This window comes from endosymbiont of Galathealinum brachiosum, assembly GCA_003349885.1.
GTDB lineage: Bacteria > Pseudomonadota > Gammaproteobacteria > SZUA-229 > SZUA-229 > SZUA-229.
The window spans coordinates 325,180-342,378 of the sequence record QFXC01000008.1 but is presented as its reverse complement, the minus strand read 5'-3'; the positions used below and the strand labels follow the sequence as shown (position 1 = coordinate 342,378).

The window sequence follows — 17,199 nt, the reverse complement described above, 5'->3', positions numbered from 1 at the left end:
TAGCTTTCTAATTAATCTTTGATGTTGTTGTACATGTTATCAATGACACCGCCACCTAAACAAATATTACCCTGATAAAAAACGACAGATTGTCCAGGGGTGATTGCACGTTGTGCTTTTTCAAAGCTGACTGTAATTGAATTATTTTCAAAACTTTGAATAATACACGGTTGGTCATCCTGCCTGTAACGTACTTTTGCTTTGCAGGAATAAGGTAACTCAGGTGTTATACCACTAACCCAGCACAGTTGTGAAGCATCTAAATGGGTGTGATACAAAGCTGAATCGTCACCCTGTGCCACATATAAAATATTTTTTTCCAGATCTTTTTTTACACTAAACCAGGGTTCTTCAGTCGCATTTTTGACACCACCAATACCAAGCCCTTTTCGTTGACCAAGTGTATAGTACATCAGACCATGATGTTTGCCGACGGTTTGACCTTCTAATGTTTTAATTTCACCGGGTTGAGCCGGTATAAAACGTTGCAGAAAATCTTTGAATTTTCTTTCGCCTATAAAACAGATGCCCGTACTGTCTTTTTTATTATGAGTAATAAAATCAGATTTTTCAGCAAGTTTGCGTACTTCAGGTTTTTCTATATCACCTACTGGAAAAAGGCTATGTTTTAATTGCTGTTGAGTAAGCGTGTATAAAAAATAACTCTGGTCTTTATTGTCGTCCAGACCTTTTAATAACTGGTAACTGTTTTTACTTTCACCACGTTGTACGTAATGACCTGTAGCAATAAAGTCTGCCCCTAATTGAAGAGCGTAATCTAGAAATGCCTTAAATTTAATTTCCTTATTACATAAAATATCCGGGTTTGGAGTTCTTCCCGCGCCGTATTCATCAAGAAAGTTTTTGAATACACGATCCCAGTACTGATCTGCAAAGTTAACACTGTGTAATTTTATACCTAATTTATCACAAACCTGCTGCGCATCTTTTAAGTCGTCAGCTGCTGCACAATAGTCTTTGTCGTCATCCTGTTCCCAGTTTTTCATGAACAGACCTTCAACCTGATAGCCATCTTCGATCAGGCGTTGGGCTGCGACAGATGAATCTACACCACCTGACATACCTACAATGACTCGTTGTGTTTTGTTGGTTGTGTTATTCAAAATCGTTATCTATCTGGTTGCTGTCTTCTTTAATGGTCGTGTTTTTGATTTCAATACCAGAAGATTTCTTGTTATATGTCTGTATTATCGCTGAAGCACCCAGTTCATTATTATTTGTTTCAAGTGTGTAAAGTTTTGAGTCAGTTAATGATTGTAATAATAGAATTTCACTTTCAAAGCCATTCCAGCTGCGTTTTGTAATTGATTTACGTAAAAAATGTCGATTGATCAGGTAATTGTCGAGTAATATTCCAAGGATGCTTTTTATGTTTTTATAATTGTTTTTTCGGCTATTACCGGTGTATAAATCACTGGCGCTATTGCCATCAGGGTTGTGTTTAAATACTGAATTAAAAATATCTGTTTGAATTAATGCTATAGAATTAACAATATTATCCTGTTCGTCTTTGTCGGTTGGAAAGGGTGGAGAAAATATTTCTTTCACGTCAGACCAGCAAGCTTCGGTTATTTCAATTTTAAGTGGGCTTTTACAACTCTCATCCAGGCAGAGTTTAACCTGCGGGGCAGCCAGGCTTTTAGTGCTAATAAATAGCAGTAGTATAAAAGTAAATATCAGAGTTTGTAATTGTAATAACATTATTGAATATCTGTCAGTAGATCCAGAGGGTATTTTATACCACTCAGGTAATCATCGATGCAGCGTAATACCATTGGGCTGCGTAATTTTTCCGTTTGAGCTGCGAGTTCTTCTCGCGTTAACCACAGGGCTCTAATGATACCATCATCCAGTGGCTGTTCTTTTTTGTAATCATCGCAACTGCCTACAAAAGCAACACGTAAAAAACACCGATTTGTGCTGCTTTGATCCCAGCGATATATGCCGCTGATATATTCAGGAATAAAGTGCCAGGCTGTTTCTTCGCGGGTTTCTCTTACAGCAGCCTCAACCAGACTTTCATTTGGATCAAGATGGCCTGCAGGTTGATTGTAAACAGTTTGTCCACCGGCTATTTCTTCAACCATTAAAAATTGATTGTCTCTCTCAATAATTGCTGCAACAGTAGCATGGGGTTTCCAGATATCAGTCATGTCTATTTTTGTTTTTTGTGTTTATCAACGAAACGTTGTTTTTTGTTTTTCAGGTAATTAACAATATGTAAACGCCATAACATGCGTATTCCAACAAAACCAATAATTGAACTGCTTACGCCCAGTGTAAAACAGCCAAGTAAAAAGGGCTTCCAGATGACATCCATTTGCTGGGAAATCCATTCAAAAGAAGCTTCAAATTCAATATTGCTTGGAGGTGAACCAAGCATCCAGTTCCCCAGTATATACGCGGAATAAAACATGGGCGCCATGGTGATCGGGTTGGTGATCCATACCAGCGCTACCGATAAGGGAAGATTGCAACGCAGTAGTATGGCAGCACCTGCTGCAAGTATCATCTGTGATGGCAGGGGGACCCACATAAAAAACATGCCGACCATAAATGCCATAGAGACTGATTTGCGATTCATGTGCCAGAGGTTAGGCTCATGTATGAAATTACCAAAAATTCGCAGAGACTTGGACTGGGTGATTTTATGCGGATCTGGCAGACATTTACGTAAAAACTTTTTTGGCATGGTTATTTAATATTTATAGTCTGGTTGGCAAGTTTATTAATTAGGTATAAATTATAACAGACAGAACAAATGATAAGGATTTTAGTTGTGTCTGATTCAAGGATGACTCAAAAGATGCCATCGCTACCCCTGGTGGCTATTTCTCTTTTGGCGGGTGTTTGTTTTCTGCAAATACAGCCTGATCTTTACGGTCCTTTCTGGACTGATAGTGTAATGCTCATCTTTTTACCTCTCTCTTTGTGGCTATTTTATCGCCTGCCTGAATCGCGTCACGTTCTGGCATTTCAAACAGGATATTTATGGGCCTTGCTATTCGCTCATATTTATTTATATCAGCTATTACCTGATGATTTATCAGGTCAGGATGTGTTAATTGAAGGTGTTGTTGTTGGGTTGCCCGATCATACAGGTCGTTCTGTACGATTTAACTTTAATGTTACTAAATTCACATTATTAAATGCGACCAATGGGGGCAATAAAAAACCTGACTTATTATCTGCATTGCCGTCCCGGCTGCGATTAAGCTGGTATTACCATAAAGGTCAAATTAAAACAGGAGAATACTGGCAAATACAGGTTCGATTGAAAGCACCTCATGGTATGCAGAATCTGGGTGGTTTTGATTATGAAAAATGGCTGTATCAACAGGGTATACAGGCGACAGGTTATATTAGAAAAAGCAGTTTAAATAAACGCTTAAAGAAGAGTAGAGTAAGTATTGATAGTGTTAGAGAGAATTTATCATCTATATTATCCAGACTACCAGACACAGAATATCAGGGGTTATTACAGGCGTTAACGATTGGTCATAAGTCTGAAATTAGCCATCAGCAGTGGGATGTTCTAAGAAAAACAGGGACAAGTCATTTGATGGCAATTTCTGGCCTGCATATTGGTCTGGTTGCGGGGTTGGTCTTTTTCACTGTTCGACGTTTTGTACCAGCTATTATATGTAAATATAGTAGTGCGCCACAGGTGGCGGCATTGATTAGTTTAATTTTTGCGGGTTATTATGCGTTGCTTGCAGGTTTTTCCGTACCGACACAACGTGCATTTATTATGTTGCTGGTAATAATGCTGGCGCTTGTAATAAAACGTCCCGCTTTTAGTTTAAATACGTTATCTCTTGCGCTTATTAGTGTTTTGTTGATTGATCCTTCATCTGTATTGTCGGTGGGGTTCTGGTTATCATTTCTGGCTGTTCTGGTAATTACTCTGGTTTCAAGCTCACGTGTAGTTGATCAGCATTGCAGAATTAAAGTCTGGTTACAGGGTGTTAAAATTCAATGGTTAATAGCTTTAGCGATGTTACCCCTGAGTTTACTGTTATTTCAGCAGGGTTCATTAATTTCTCCACTGGTTAATATGTTCATTATACCGTTGGTAGGCATGGTGATTGTGCCACTGTCACTATTGGCCAGTTTAATTAGTCTACTGTCAGCAGATCTGAGTTTATGGTTATTTACCCAGACGAGTGAGTTATTTTCTGTAATCTGGCATTTGACCGAATGGTTTGCTGATATGCGTGTTTCCAGTGTGCCGCTTTCTTCAATTCCTCTGTTTCATAGTGCTCTGGCATTGTCAGGTGTTGTTTTATTACTACTACCAGGCGGATTTCCATTACGTTATTCCGGTTTAATTATGATATTGCCAATGCTGTTATATCAATATCCCCGACCAGATCAGGGTGCGTTCTGGGTTTCAGTACTTGATGTCGGGCAGGGCCTGTCTGTTGTCGTTCAAACCAGAGATAAAACACTGTTATATGATACCGGGGCAAAACTTGGAGAAAGATTCGATCTTGGTGAGCGTGTTATTGTGCCTTATTTAAATTATGTCGATATTCAGACGTTAGATTTACTGATGGTAAGTCACGGTGATAATGATCATGCAGGTGGGGCTGATTCGGTATTAAGAATGATGAATGTTAAGCGGCTTTTAGCCGCAGAAAATGTAATTAACCAGAAATCGCGTATAAGTTATTCAGATAAAGTCTGTGTGTCAGGCCAAAGCTGGGTGTGGAATGAGGTGAGCTTTGAAGTTTTACACCCTGACCAGGCTTATAAGAAACCAAATAATCGTAGTTGCGTGTTAAAAGTCTGGAACCAGCACTACAGTTTGCTGATACCTGGCGATATAGAGCGTAAAATCGAGCTTAAAATGCTCAGTCATAATATTAAAAAATTAAAAGCAGATATATTGATAATGCCGCATCATGGCAGTAATACCTCATCAACCCAGCGCTGGCTTGATGAAATTAATCCCCGTCTGGCAATTTCATCTGCCGGTTTTAATAATCGATTTGGTCATCCTACACAAAAAGTGCTGAAACGTTATCAAAAACAGGGTAGTCATGTGTTAAATACGGCTAATAGCGGGATGATTCAGTTGAAGTTACCGGATACTTCAGGTGATGTGCTTGAGCTAGTCAGTCAACAGAGAAAAGTTAGTACTCATTATTGGAATCATCGCTTCTGATAACGTATTATGTGCCCATTATAATTATATCTATACGAGGCGACATACGTGTTTGAAATGGTCAAAGCCGGAGGCTGGTTAATGTTTCCCATCATAGCAGGCTCAATTATAGCCTTTGCTATTATTCTTGAGCGATTCTGGGCCCTGCAGAAGAAAAAAGTCATACCTGATCATCTAGTCGCAAGTATCTGGCACTGGATAAAAGAAGGGCAGCTGGAACGTTCAAAAATTGAAGAAATCAGCAAACAGTCAGCTCTTGGCAAAATCCTCGCAACAGGTTTAAATAATCGTCATCTTGAACGTGACCGCATAAAAGAGTCTATAGAAGAAGCGGGTCGACAGGTAGTTCATGAAATGGAACGATTCTTAAATACTTTAGGAACTATCGCTTCAATTTCTCCATTATTAGGTCTACTGGGTACCGTTGTGGGTATGATTAAGGTCTTTACCGCAATAACCAGTTCTGGTGGTGTAGGTAATGCTGCTCCACTTGCTGGTGGTATCTCGCAGGCACTTGTAACGACAGCAGCAGGTTTAACTGTCGCTATTATCGCACTTATTTTTTACCGATATTTTCGTGGCAGGATTGATGAGCTGGTTGTGAAAATGGAAGAAGAAGCGATAAAAATGGTCGATGTATTACATAATAATCGAAGCATTTCCTCTGTTAGCGAAGATAAAAAGCCAACGGGGAAAGCAGCTTGAATCTCAAGCCTGAACGTAGAGAAGATATTGATTTAAATTTAACACCACTAATAGATGTGGTGTTTTTATTGTTAATATTTTTTATGGTCTCTACCACATTTGAAAAAACTTCAAAGCTAAAAATAGACTTGCCTGAAGCATCTGTTCAAGCTACTCAGCAGGTTGATAAAAAAATTGTGATTGGTATTGATATGAAGGGGCGTTATTACATTAATGAACGTCAGTTAGTTAATACACAATTAAAAACTTTAAAACTGGCATTGCTAAAAATAGCCGGTGATAACAAGGAAATACCTATCGTTTTACGTGCGGATGCAAAAACACCACACCAGTCAGTAGTGAGAGCTATGGATGCAGCTTCGCAGGTGGGTTTAACTCGTTTATCTATTTCAACACTTGAAACTAGTGGATCTAAATAATTTATGTCTGTGAATTCTGATTCTGAGAATGCTAAACCAGTTAATGTTAAAGTCACATACGGTCGTTTACTCTCTTATACTTTTCAAAATAAAGGTGTATTTGCATTTGCTGTAGCCAGTATGGTTCTGGTTGCACTGTCTCAACCTGCATTCGCAGCTTTAATGGAACCCATGCTGGATGGTGGGTTCATCAATAAAGATCCCGAGATTATTCAATGGTTACCTTATGCGTTTATATCCGTCTTTATTGTACGTGCTATAGCAGGGTTTGCCTCAGACTACAGCATGACCTGGATTGGTCGAAAAGTTATACAGACACTTCGAGCACAAATGTTTGAACGTCTGATAATGTTGCCAAATAATTATTATGATAATACTTCTACTGGCGAAACGATCTCACGTTTTATTTATGATGTAGAGCAACTGGCAACAGCATCAACTACTGCAGTAACCATTTTAATAAAAGATTCATTAATGCTGGTAAGCCTGATTGGTTGGATGTTTTATTTAAGCCCGATGTTAGCTGGTGTTTTCCTGGTTTTGGCACCGGTGATGGCTCTAATTGTAACGATTGTTTCACGCCGATTCAGGGACATTTCGAAACGAATACAGTCATCTATGGGTACGATATCTCATGTACTAGAAGAGTCGGTACAGGGGCAGCGAGTTGTTAAAATATTCGGTGGTCAAAAATATGAGTTAGATCGTTTTTATAAAAATAATAATCATAATCGCCAGCAAAATATGAAGTTAATGGTAAGTACTTCGTTAAGTACAGCTATTTTGCAAATTATTGTTGCGTTTGCTCTGGCGGGTATTATTTATGTAGCAATTCAGGAAGGCCTTAAAGATAATTTAACTGCTGGTACATTTACAGCCTATATAACGGCTGCAACGATGTTATTTGCACCGCTAAAACGTTTAACTAATATAAATGCGGTTATACAAAAAGGGGTAGCTGCTGCGGAAAGTGTATTTGAGTTTTTAGATATTGAACAAGAATCAGATAAAGGCACCTATAATGTTGACAGAGTTAAGGGTGAAATAGTATTTGAAGATTTGAATTTTGCGTATGAAGGTCATCCGGATAAAGCGGTTTTAAATAATATAAATTTACATATCAAACCAGGTGAAACTATTGCTTTTGTTGGACAGTCAGGAAGTGGAAAATCTACACTGGTTAATTTAATACCTCGCTTATATTCTGGTTACAATGGAAAAATTCTGCTTGATGGTGTCAATCTTGAAGATTATAAAATAGAGAATTTACGCGATCATATCGCGTATGTTGGGCAGGAAGTTGTTTTATTTAATGACACAATTGCACATAATATTACTTATGGCTTTGATGATATAGATGAAAATAAGTTGAATGAAGCAGCTATTGCTGCACATGCAATGGAGTTTATTGAGCGACAGGAACAGGGCATGTATTCACTTACCGGTGAAAAGGGTGTTTTATTATCTGGTGGGCAACGACAACGTCTGGTTATTGCACGTGCTCTGTTTAAAAATGCTCCGGTGTTAATTATGGATGAAGCAACATCAGCTCTGGATACTGAATCGGAAAGAATTATTCAAAGTGCACTGGAAGCGCTGACAAAAAATCGTACAACACTGGTTATTGCGCATCGATTATCTACTATTGAAAATGCAGATAAAATTGTGGTGATGGAAAAAGGTAATATTGTAGAAGTAGGTACTCATGCAGAACTGTTGCAAAAGGGTGCTGCTTATAGCGCGCTTCATAGCATACAGTTTTCTGAATCGACTGATAAGTCTGATTCTTAGAATATAAATGAAACGTCTTGATTATTACTGGAGTAGCATTAATTTTGTATCAATGATGTTACTACCTTTGGCCGGTTTTTATTGTTTTGTAAGTACACTCAGAAAAAAATTATATAAATCAGGTGTTTTAAAATCTTATAAAGCGCCACTTCCCGTTATTATTGTCGGTAATATTACTGTTGGTGGTACGGGTAAAACGCCTTTAATAATTGAACTTGTAAAACAATTACAGTCACGGGGCAGAAAACCCTGTGTTATTAGTCGAGGTTACGGAGGTAATGCTTCGATCTGGCCGCAAATAGTTAATGATAAATCTTTTGCAGAAACAGTCGGTGATGAGCCGCAATTGATCTTTCAGAATACCGGATGCCCGGTTGTCGTGGGGCCGAATAGAAAAGAAGATATAGAGCTTTTGATTAAACAATTTGATTGTGATGTTGTTTTATCAGATGACGGATTACAGCATTACGCACTACAACGTGACATTGAAATTTCAGTTGTTGATGCGCAGAGACAGTTTGGAAATGGATTTTGTCTGCCCTCAGGACCGTTGAGAGAAAATGTTTCGCGTCTTAAACAGCTCGATATGGTGTTACTAAATGGTGGTAGTGATAAGGAAGTATCATTTGTTATGCTACCGAATGAATGTGTCTCAGTGGGTAAAAGGGAAGCTGATCAACTGAGTCTTAGTAATTTATCGGATAAAACTGTACATGCAATAGCGGGTATCGGAAATCCGGATCGTTTTTTTCAGATGTTAAAGGCATATAACATTAATGTTATTCCCCATTCATTTGAAGATCATTATATGTATAAACAGACAGATCTAAATTTTAATGATGACTGCCCCGTGTTAATGACTGAAAAAGATGCGATAAAATGTATTAACTTTGAATTATCAAATCACTGGTCTGTGCCAATTGAGATAAAACTATCTGAAACTGCACAGTTACAGATGAATCAAATTTTTGATTCACTTGCAAAATAAAACGAGTAGAAAATGGATAAAAAACAAATACAGATGATGGTTTGTCCTGAATGTAATGGCAAACTTGATTATGATAAAAATAAAAAAGAACTGATATGTGATAACTGTAAAGTCGCTTTTCCCGTAAAAGATGGTATTCCAGTTATGTTAATTGATGAAGCTCGACAATTAGATAAAGATTAACTGAAGTCATGACTGCATACCATATTGTAATTCCAGCTAGATATGCGTCTAGTCGATTTCCGGGTAAACCACTGAAGCAAATTAATGGCAAAACGATGCTTGAGCATGTTTATCGTGTAGCAAAGAAATCATCTGCCAGTAGTATTGTTATTGCTACTGATGATGCACGTATTGTTGAAGCGGCAGAAAAATTTTGCGATCAGGTTTTAATGACTTCTGATCAACATCAGTCCGGTACTGACAGGCTGGCTGAGGTTTGCCAGATGAATGGCTGGGCGGAAGATGAAATAGTTGTTAACCTTCAGGGTGATGAACCATTGACACCGCCTGAGTTACTTCATCAGGTGGCTGAAAATATACACCTAAATAAACAGGCATCCATTGCTACTTTAAGTACACCTTTAACAGCGGTTGAAGAAATAAACGATCCGAATATAGTTAAAGTCGTCGCAGATATTAATGGTTATGCACTTTATTTTAGTCGGGCTTCAATACCGTTCCAGAGAGATGCTGGTGAGAATATGAATACCAGTCATTATCAGCGCCATTTAGGTATTTATGCATATCGGGCAGGTTTTTTGAATGACTATAGTCAGATGCCACAATGTGAGCTGGAATCGATAGAGAAACTGGAGCAATTACGTGCAATGTATCATGGGTATAAAATTCATATACAGGAGGCTGTGAAGTTGCCAGGTCCTGGAATAGATACACCTGAAGATTTAGATAAAATCCACACTTTACTGGCATCATTAAACTAATGAAAAATAACCTTACTTTTTTTGCAACCTGTTCTAAAGGTTTTGAAGATTTACTTGTAACTGAACTTAATGATCTGGGTATTGATACTGCTAAACAGGAGTACTCAGGTGTTAGTTTTACTGGTTCACTTGAGCAGGCATACAAATCCTGTTTGTGGTCTCGTTTAGCGAGTCGTGTTTTTTTAAAATTAACTACATTTGAAGCGTTAGATGATGAGCAGTTATATAACGGTGTACAAACAATAAACTGGCCACAACATATTGATATGGACGGAACACTGGCAGTGAACTGTACGATTAATCGATCTGAAATAACCAATTCACATTATGCATCTTTGAGAACTAAAGATGCCGTTGTTGATCAGTTTAATGAATTATATGAAACCCGTCCTTCAGTTGACAGGGAGCAACCTGATGTTCGTATTAATGTACATATCGATCATGATCAGGTTGACGTAAGTATTGATCTGTCAGGTGAACCATTACATAAACGAGGTTACAGGTTAGCCAGTGTTCAGGCGCCATTAAAAGAAAATCTGGCTGCAGCGATATTAATTCGAAGTGGCTGGTCTTCAGGTAAAGATGATCAAACGTTAGATCTGCTAGACCCAATGTGTGGTTCGGCTACGTTTTTAATAGAGGCGGCTATGATGAGTTTAAACATAGCGCCTGGATTAAAACGCAAATTTTTTGGTTTCTTAAACTGGAAAGGGCATGATGCAGACAGCTGGAAAAAATTATTAGATGAAGCTAAAAAATCAGTTAAATCTATTTCAGAAATAAATAATACATTTACCGGTTATGATGCTAATAAATACTCTATAGCGCCAGCCAGACAGAATATACACTCTGCAGGGTTACAGGATCTTATTACGCTTGAGCATAAAGATCTTTCTGAAAGTTGTGCTCATATGGCGGAACATGCGGGTTCTATAAGACCGGGTATGGTTGTTGTTAACCCGCCTTATGGTGAGCGTTTAGGCGAAAAGCAGGAGCTTGCACACTTATATGCAGAGATGGGCGCGTGTTGGCGTGATAATTTTCCAGACTGGAAAATAGCACTGTTTACTGCGAATGATGAGCTTATAAAACACGTAGGTCTGCGTGCACACAGAACAAACAGTTTTTTTAACGGTGCTATTAAATGTAAATTATTACAATATCAGATACGTCCCGCTTTATCTGAAGAAAAAAAGCGTGAAAAAGTAGAAAAATATACAGAACAGCGTTCATCTATACTTAATCGTCTAAAGAAAAATTTTAAACATATCGGGCGCTGGGCAAGAAAGAACAAAGTTCAGGCGTATCGTCTTTATTCGGCAGACTTACCCGAATATTCTGCAGCAATTGATATTTATGGTGACTGGGTTCATGTTCAGGAGTATCAGGCTCCTTCCAGTATAGATATAAACAAAGCCAGACAGCGTTTCGAAATTTTAGTTGATGTCATTCCTGAAGTGTTAAATATAGATAAAAGCAGGATTGTTGTAAAAACACGTCGCCAGCAAAAAGGACTGTCTCAGTATGAAAAGCAGGCCAATGCTCATCACGAATTTATTGTTGAAGAAAATGGCTTCAAGTTTCATGTGAATTTAAATGATTATCTCGATACAGGTCTGTTTCTCGATCATCGTGATACCAGAAAGTATGTGTATGACAAAATAGTTAAATCTCCATCTGCAGGAAAGTTTTTAAATCTTTTTTCTTATACCTCTGCATTTTCTGTTTATGCAGCCGCGGCTGGTGCCGATACAACCAGTGTGGATATGTCGAATACATATATAAAATGGTCTGAACGAAATTTTTCAAGTAATGATTTACTAAGTGATAAACATCATTTTATAAAAGCTGATTGTATGCAATGGTTAGTCATCGCTAATCGAAATAATGAAAAATTTAAATGGATATTTATTGATCCGCCGACTTTTTCAAATTCTAAATCAATGGAAGATTTGTTTGATGTGCAGAAAGATCATGAGTCATTGATTGAATTGGCAATGGGGCTGCTAGATGTCGGTGGTGAAATTATTTTTTCAAATAATTTTAAGAAGTTCAAGCTGGATAAAAAGTTACAGGAAAAATATTGTGTTGAAAATATAACGGCTTCAACTATTCCTGAAGATTTTAAGCGTAATCCTAAAATACATCACTGTTTTATAATTAAACCATAAGAGAATTTACTGCAAGGATTGTTTTAAAATAATTCCTTACAGTAAATGCCTGTAATTATTGCAACATGGCAGCAGCTTCTGAAGCCGGTGTTAATAATGTGTTGATGAGTTGGTCTTCAAGCTCGATGCGAGTAGCAAGTTCTTCGCCCAATAATGATAATTGTTGTGGTAACTTGTTTTTTAGATCGTCTGTGAACTTATTTAAACTGTCATACGTGTCATTAAATTCAACGGCTAAAGTAGTCGTTTTTTCTATTCGTGGATATATTGTTTTAGTCAGTTTTATAATTTCATTACGTCTTTCTTTGCCTTCGGTGATTCTGCTGTAGAGTTCAAAGTGGCCTGTGGCAATGTAATCAATGAGTAACTGGCAAAACTCCTGCAGTGTCTCAATATCAATATCTTCTGCTGTAGTGATTTTAGTGCCATCGCATCCAGCGAGGCTGCAATATAGTGTGAGAACTTCATTGCGCTCTGTTATTAGCTGTTTAATTTCTTTGCGTGTTCGCGCTCGGCGATCAGCAGCTGGTTGTATGTCTACAGAATCATTCATGCGAAACCTCTTGCATGGGTTATTGGTTTTAAATCATTTTATTCGCAATTATTATTTAGTTCTTAACGAATGTTATAAAAATTGCCCTTATTTATCGTTATCTATTAAAACATAAATTTGTGATAACTACACATTTAATGCCTATAAATAATTAGATTATTTCAACTATTTCAATTATTTAATTATGTTATTAGAGTATAAACGTATCTTAATTATTGATAAATACTTCAAACAGGTGATGTTTTTAATAAATTAAGAGTACACTTATTTTCTAATTTTGTTATAGGTTTATTTTTGTATTTATAGGGAGTATATTTGAATTTAGATAATTTGGTTTATAAAAACATGTTATCTGTAGGGGAAATGTTAAAAGAATGTAACTATTCTCGTGTGCCTAACTTAAAATAACAGTATGGTGGATAAGAATGAATGATGATTTCACACCAGTTGATTTAAATGATCAGTCTGATTTGCAAATGTCTCAAAAATCGACTGTAAGAATTTACATTATTGCGGAACCCGATTATGCGGTTGATGGCATGGTCAGTATTATCGGTAATTCGGGGGAAAACTTTGAAGTTATCAAAATTGCCTCTCCTGATGAGTCTTCAGGTTCGCGTTGTTGTGAATTACTCAAAAAGCATAATGTTAACCTGATACTGATGCATCAGTCTGCAATCAGTGGGCAGGCTAGTGCTTATATTAAATCACTTCAGGCTGCTTCCAGAGAAGCAAAAATACTCATTTTTGGTCAGAATATGCCAGATGATTTTCTTTATAATATGTTGCGTTACGGTGTCCACGGTTACATTAATGAGCATATGAAGGGGAGTCACCTGATTGATGCCATCAAGCATGTAATGCAGGGAAGGGTCTGGGCAGAAAGGCATATACTTGAATCATTTGCTCATAATGCTATTGAATTAGAGTCATTAATTGAAGATATAATTAAGTCTAAAATTGAACATTTAGGTGAGACATTGACGGCGCGTGAGACTCAGGTGCTTCAATTAGTGTTAAATGGCCTTGCGACTAGAGAAATTGCACATGAATTACATCTCTCCGAACAATCTGTGAAATTACATCTGGGGCGCATATTCAAGAAATTTGAAGTTACTAATCGCTCGCAGATGATATTACTGGCATTTGAGCGAGTATGCCCGGTTAGCAATATGATTCGTTTATTTAGAAGCTCGTTAGACAAAAATCGTATTAGCCAGGGTAAAACGCCATATATAGTGGATCCATTAATTTCCAAATAGCTAAAAATTATAAAGAGATAAATTCTATGTCTTATATAGATAAACCATTAATCATTCCTGATGCAGAACATACTTTACCCGGTCGAGAAGAATCAATGCATGTTCCTGATATTCATTATGTAAACGGAAATTCATTAACTGAGCCGTTTCCTGATCATCTGTCTAAAGCGGTTTTTGGTTTAGGGTGTTTCTGGGGTGCAGAGCGTAAGTTCTGGCAATTACAGGGGGTATATTCAACAGCTGTAGGTTATGCAGCAGGGAGCACTAAAAACCCGACTTATCAGGAAGTGTGTTCAGGTATGACGGGGCATAACGAAGTTGTACTTGTTGTATTTGATGAAGCTATCTGTAGTTTTGAAGAATTGGTTAAACTATTTTTTAAAAGTCATAATCCTACTCAGGGAATGCGTCAGGGCAATGATAAAGGGACTCAATATCGCTCAGGTATTTACACATACTCACCTCAACAGAAACAAATAGCTAATCGTGTTAAATCAGAGTATCAGGCTTTGTTGTCTGTAGAAAATTTAGGTGATATTACGACTGAAGTTATTGATATGCCTCAGTTCTATTATGCTGAAGATTACCATCAACAATACCTGGCTAAAAATCCTGATGGATATTGTGGTCTAGGTGGTACAGGTGTTGATTTTAATTAGGTGCTCCTAAGACTGGCGAATAGCCAGGACTATCTGGTTACGTAATGTTTTTACGGGCCCTAGTCTGCTTTCATCTGCTACTGAAACAGGAGCCATTGAATCAATATATAACAAACCTACTGGAATGTTTTTAACTACTATTGGGTAAACAAGCAGAGATTTTTTTGCAAATTTTTTACGATACCATTCAGGTAATAAATTAACTGCTTCCGAAGAAGATGTATCTTCTATGATAAGATCTTTTGACTGCTTTAAAGACATATTGAAAATATCGTTTCCGCCATTAGGGATGCTGAAACGGTTTATAATTTCTTCAACATTCGGTCCGAAACCAAAACGTGCATTTATTGATGTGCGGCCTTTGTTTATAAAACAAAACATGATTCGATGAAAGTTAAAGCTGGTAAATATCGTTTCCATAACCATAACCAGAATATCATTCAGTGGTGCACCTTCCAGAATGGCATCTGTGATCTCCTGTATGGCATCAATAATATTATTGCTTTGGTCAGGTAGTTGAGATCCAGATGATGTTATATCTTCTTCGCTGTTATCCTTGTCTCCTGATTCTGATGGGGTCCATTTATTTGCTTTATTGAATATTTCGCTTTTACCCAAATCCAGATTGACTAACTTGGCATATTTTTCCATTTCATCAAGTGCACTTGATAAAATTTCTTCCATCTGAGATCTGGAAATACTCATGCTGTTACTGTATCGTGAAGCCAGGTTTTCAAAATTTTGCTGTCGTTCCTGTACGCTTGAGTTACCTATTAATTCACAGTATTCATTTGAAAAACCGGAAACATGTTTTAATAAATCACTTTGACTTAATGGTTTTTTTAATTCACCCGGTGGTAGGGAGTGCATGCTGTCAATCAGTTCAGCCGGGAGTTGCCATGATTCACCAACGGCTATTCCTATTTCTTCGAAACTAACGCCTAATACAGATTCTGCAGCGGCTTGTTCCTTCATATTCTTCTGTTTTACCATATCAAATATAATTTCTGCTTCTTCAGGAAAATAATAGATGGAGAGTAATTTTCCTAATCGGTGAAACATAGAACAAACATAAGCCTCCTCTTTATCCTTGATGTTCATTTTATCGGCGACGCCATTAGCCAGGCTGCCACTAATCATCGAGCTAATGCAGGCCTCTTTTAAACAGCTTGCCTGATTTTTGTCTTTGAGGTGATCCAGCAACATTAAGCCTAATGCTGCATTTCTAACTTCTTCAAAACCAAGAATAACAACGGCTCTTGAGACCGTGCTTATACGTCCACCGTATTGACCATATAATGGTGAATTTACCAGACGTAATAATTTACTGGAAAGTGAATAATCTTTTAAGATTGCATTCGATAAAATATTTGCAGAGGTGTCGCCGGCTGCTTTTGCTTTCTGACTGATTTCAACAACCTGATGAGACATGGTTGGAAAGTCTTTTTTATGCTCCATGCGACGCAGTAAAAACTGTAATGTACTATTTGTCTCACCCGGGTTTTTAATATCAGAAGAAGCGCCTGAAGCATCTGGAGAAATACGTTCCATATGCGTAATTAAATCCTGACGCATATCCAGACCGTCAGCATATCTTCCTTCCGGGTTTTTTAATAAAGCTTTTTCTATGATCTCTTTTATAGCGGGTTCAATACTGTCAGGGTAATCTATTTTTTCATTGACAATTTTGTTAATTATGGCGAATTTGTTATCAGCATTTATAGCCTGTTTTCCGCAAACCATTTCATATAAAATTAATCCGAGTGAAAACAAATCAGATGCAGCTGTTATGTTTTCATTTTCACATTGTTCAGGTGACATGTATTTAAATGTCCCCCAGATTTCATGACTAGCTTCATCCTTAGTTCTCTGGCCTAATAAAGTTGCTATACCAAAATCCATCAGACGAGGTTTGTCCTGCGGTGTAATTAATATGTTTGTTGGATTTAAATCGCGGTGAATTACACCGCGTTTATGTGCATAAGCAATCGCATTTAACAGAGGGTTTATTATGTTAATTGTTTCTTTTGTGCTGAGTTTTCCCTTTTTGATTAGAAAGTCTTTTAAAGACTGTCCATCCACATATTCAAATACAAGGTAAGGGGTGCCCAGGTGTTCATCCATTTCATATAAGGTAATGATATTTGGATGCTGTAATTTTGCAATGGTGCGAGCTTCTTTTAATAACTGTTGCTTTATTTTAGGTGTGATTCTTTCAAGCTGTATCGTTTTAATTGCGACATTGCGCTCAAGCTGGCTGTCGGAAGCGAGATAGACAATTCCCTGAGAGCCTTTGCCCAGTTCCTTGATTATTTTAAAACGACCGATGTAATCGGGAAGTACTGAATTGAGTTGTGCCATGCCATTCTTTTTTAAGGTGTTTTTAAAAGAATAGACGGGCATGCGTAAAACGCAAGTTACTGAGGGTTAGATTGAAATATAAGTAGACACGCCTTCACTTGAGTGTTGAGTGACAAAATACCCGATGACAAAAGCGAAACTAAGAGCGTGCCTAC

16 protein-coding genes are annotated in these 17,199 nt (G+C 37.5%); 10 read left to right on the top strand and 6 right to left on the bottom strand.

Annotated features, from left to right (window positions below; genetic code table 11):
• Positions 1-11 precede the first annotated feature (11 nt).
• From DIZ80_07575 to DIZ80_07560, 4 genes are read right to left on the bottom strand one after another with little or no spacing between them, the layout of a single operon-like run.
• Complete coding sequence (locus tag DIZ80_07575; GenBank protein ID RDH83985.1) at positions 12-1,133, bottom strand: tRNA 2-thiouridine(34) synthase MnmA; 1,122 nt, start codon at positions 1,131-1,133, stop codon at positions 12-14.
• A complete protein-coding gene (locus DIZ80_07570; protein ID RDH83984.1) occupies positions 1,117-1,722 on the bottom strand; it encodes a hypothetical protein in 606 nt (201 codons plus the stop codon). Before DIZ80_07570 ends, DIZ80_07575 begins: the two co-directional genes overlap by 17 nt.
• Positions 1,722-2,174, bottom strand: coding sequence for an NUDIX hydrolase (locus DIZ80_07565; GenBank protein ID RDH83983.1), 453 nt, complete (start codon positions 2,172-2,174; stop codon positions 1,722-1,724). The genes DIZ80_07570 and DIZ80_07565 overlap by 1 nt, the downstream gene beginning before the upstream one ends.
• Positions 2,175-2,176: 2 nt before the next feature.
• Positions 2,177-2,713, bottom strand: a complete 537-nt coding sequence (locus tag DIZ80_07560) for a DUF2062 domain-containing protein (protein RDH83982.1) — start codon at positions 2,711-2,713, stop codon at positions 2,177-2,179.
• A 69-nt stretch (positions 2,714-2,782) separates the two neighbouring features.
• Here DIZ80_07560 and DIZ80_07555 point away from each other — a divergent pair, with 69 nt between their 5' ends.
• From DIZ80_07555 to DIZ80_07520, 8 genes are read left to right on the top strand one after another with little or no spacing between them, the layout of a single operon-like run.
• The gene (locus DIZ80_07555; protein RDH83981.1) at positions 2,783-5,191 is read left to right on the top strand and encodes a DNA internalization-related competence protein ComEC/Rec2; all 2,409 of its coding nucleotides are present in this window, start codon (positions 2,783-2,785) and stop codon (positions 5,189-5,191) included.
• A 57-nt stretch (positions 5,192-5,248) separates the two neighbouring features.
• Positions 5,249-5,896 carry a biopolymer transporter ExbB gene (locus DIZ80_07550; GenBank protein RDH84128.1) on the top strand — a complete coding sequence of 216 codons (648 nt, stop codon included), beginning with the start codon at positions 5,249-5,251 and terminating at the stop codon, positions 5,894-5,896.
• Positions 5,893-6,315: a biopolymer transporter ExbD gene (locus DIZ80_07545; GenBank protein ID RDH83980.1), complete on the top strand. Its 423-nt coding sequence runs from the start codon at positions 5,893-5,895 to the stop codon at positions 6,313-6,315. The genes DIZ80_07550 and DIZ80_07545 overlap by 4 nt, the downstream gene beginning before the upstream one ends.
• Positions 6,316-6,318: 3 nt before the next feature.
• Complete coding sequence (gene msbA, locus DIZ80_07540; GenBank protein ID RDH83979.1) at positions 6,319-8,106, top strand: lipid A export permease/ATP-binding protein MsbA; 1,788 nt, start codon at positions 6,319-6,321, stop codon at positions 8,104-8,106.
• Positions 8,107-8,113: 7 nt separating this feature from the next.
• Positions 8,114-9,094, top strand: coding sequence for a tetraacyldisaccharide 4'-kinase (locus DIZ80_07535; GenBank protein RDH83978.1), 981 nt, complete (start codon positions 8,114-8,116; stop codon positions 9,092-9,094).
• Positions 9,095-9,106: 12 nt separating this feature from the next.
• Positions 9,107-9,277, top strand: a complete 171-nt coding sequence (locus DIZ80_07530) for a tetraacyldisaccharide 4'-kinase (GenBank protein ID RDH83977.1) — start codon at positions 9,107-9,109, stop codon at positions 9,275-9,277.
• Positions 9,278-9,285: 8 nt separating this feature from the next.
• On the top strand, positions 9,286-10,038 hold the full coding sequence (locus DIZ80_07525; GenBank protein ID RDH83976.1) for a 3-deoxy-manno-octulosonate cytidylyltransferase: 753 nt from the start codon (positions 9,286-9,288) through the stop codon (positions 10,036-10,038).
• Positions 10,038-12,209: a bifunctional 23S rRNA (guanine(2069)-N(7))-methyltransferase RlmK/23S rRNA (guanine(2445)-N(2))-methyltransferase RlmL gene (locus DIZ80_07520; protein ID RDH83975.1), complete on the top strand. Its 2,172-nt coding sequence runs from the start codon at positions 10,038-10,040 to the stop codon at positions 12,207-12,209. The genes DIZ80_07525 and DIZ80_07520 overlap by 1 nt, the downstream gene beginning before the upstream one ends.
• A gap of 55 nt (positions 12,210-12,264) precedes the next feature.
• On the opposite strand, the gene DIZ80_07515 is transcribed toward DIZ80_07520, so the two are convergent.
• The gene (locus tag DIZ80_07515) at positions 12,265-12,762 is read right to left on the bottom strand and encodes an Rsd/AlgQ family anti-sigma factor (GenBank protein ID RDH83974.1); all 498 of its coding nucleotides are present in this window, start codon (positions 12,760-12,762) and stop codon (positions 12,265-12,267) included.
• Between the two features lie 425 nt (positions 12,763-13,187).
• Between DIZ80_07515 and DIZ80_07510 the strand changes: the two genes are divergently transcribed.
• Positions 13,188-14,024, top strand: a complete 837-nt coding sequence (locus tag DIZ80_07510; protein RDH83973.1) for a hypothetical protein — start codon at positions 13,188-13,190, stop codon at positions 14,022-14,024.
• Between the two features lie 26 nt (positions 14,025-14,050).
• On the top strand, positions 14,051-14,683 hold the full coding sequence (locus tag DIZ80_07505; protein RDH83972.1) for a peptide-methionine (S)-S-oxide reductase: 633 nt from the start codon (positions 14,051-14,053) through the stop codon (positions 14,681-14,683).
• A gap of 6 nt (positions 14,684-14,689) precedes the next feature.
• Here the strand turns inward: DIZ80_07505 and DIZ80_07500 are convergent, their stop codons facing one another.
• Positions 14,690-17,086 carry a hypothetical protein gene (locus DIZ80_07500; GenBank protein ID RDH83971.1) on the bottom strand — a complete coding sequence of 799 codons (2,397 nt, stop codon included), beginning with the start codon at positions 17,084-17,086 and terminating at the stop codon, positions 14,690-14,692.
• Between the last annotated feature and the right edge of the window lie 113 nt (positions 17,087-17,199).

Excerpts from the sequence above, each read along its gene's own strand:
- DIZ80_07570 (RDH83984.1), bottom strand. The coding sequence starts at position 1,722 with ATGTTATTACAATTACAAACTCTGATATTTACTTTTATACTACTGCTA.
- DIZ80_07565 (RDH83983.1), bottom strand. The coding sequence starts at position 2,174 with ATGACTGATATCTGGAAACCCCATGCTACTGTTGCAGCAATTATTGAG.
- DIZ80_07560 (RDH83982.1), bottom strand. The coding sequence starts at position 2,713 with ATGCCAAAAAAGTTTTTACGTAAATGTCTGCCAGATCCGCATAAAATC.
- DIZ80_07555 (RDH83981.1), top strand. The coding sequence starts at position 2,783 with ATGATAAGGATTTTAGTTGTGTCTGATTCAAGGATGACTCAAAAGATG.
- DIZ80_07550 (RDH84128.1), top strand. The coding sequence starts at position 5,249 with ATGGTCAAAGCCGGAGGCTGGTTAATGTTTCCCATCATAGCAGGCTCA.
- msbA (RDH83979.1), top strand. The coding sequence starts at position 6,319 with ATGTCTGTGAATTCTGATTCTGAGAATGCTAAACCAGTTAATGTTAAA.
- DIZ80_07535 (RDH83978.1), top strand. The coding sequence starts at position 8,114 with ATGAAACGTCTTGATTATTACTGGAGTAGCATTAATTTTGTATCAATG.
- DIZ80_07530 (RDH83977.1), top strand. The coding sequence starts at position 9,107 with ATGGATAAAAAACAAATACAGATGATGGTTTGTCCTGAATGTAATGGC.
- DIZ80_07525 (RDH83976.1), top strand. The coding sequence starts at position 9,286 with ATGACTGCATACCATATTGTAATTCCAGCTAGATATGCGTCTAGTCGA.
- DIZ80_07520 (RDH83975.1), top strand. The coding sequence starts at position 10,038 with ATGAAAAATAACCTTACTTTTTTTGCAACCTGTTCTAAAGGTTTTGAA.
- DIZ80_07515 (RDH83974.1), bottom strand. The coding sequence starts at position 12,762 with ATGAATGATTCTGTAGACATACAACCAGCTGCTGATCGCCGAGCGCGA.
- DIZ80_07510 (RDH83973.1), top strand. The coding sequence starts at position 13,188 with ATGAATGATGATTTCACACCAGTTGATTTAAATGATCAGTCTGATTTG.
- DIZ80_07505 (RDH83972.1), top strand. The coding sequence starts at position 14,051 with ATGTCTTATATAGATAAACCATTAATCATTCCTGATGCAGAACATACT.
- DIZ80_07500 (RDH83971.1), bottom strand. The coding sequence starts at position 17,086 with ATGCCCGTCTATTCTTTTAAAAACACCTTAAAAAAGAATGGCATGGCA.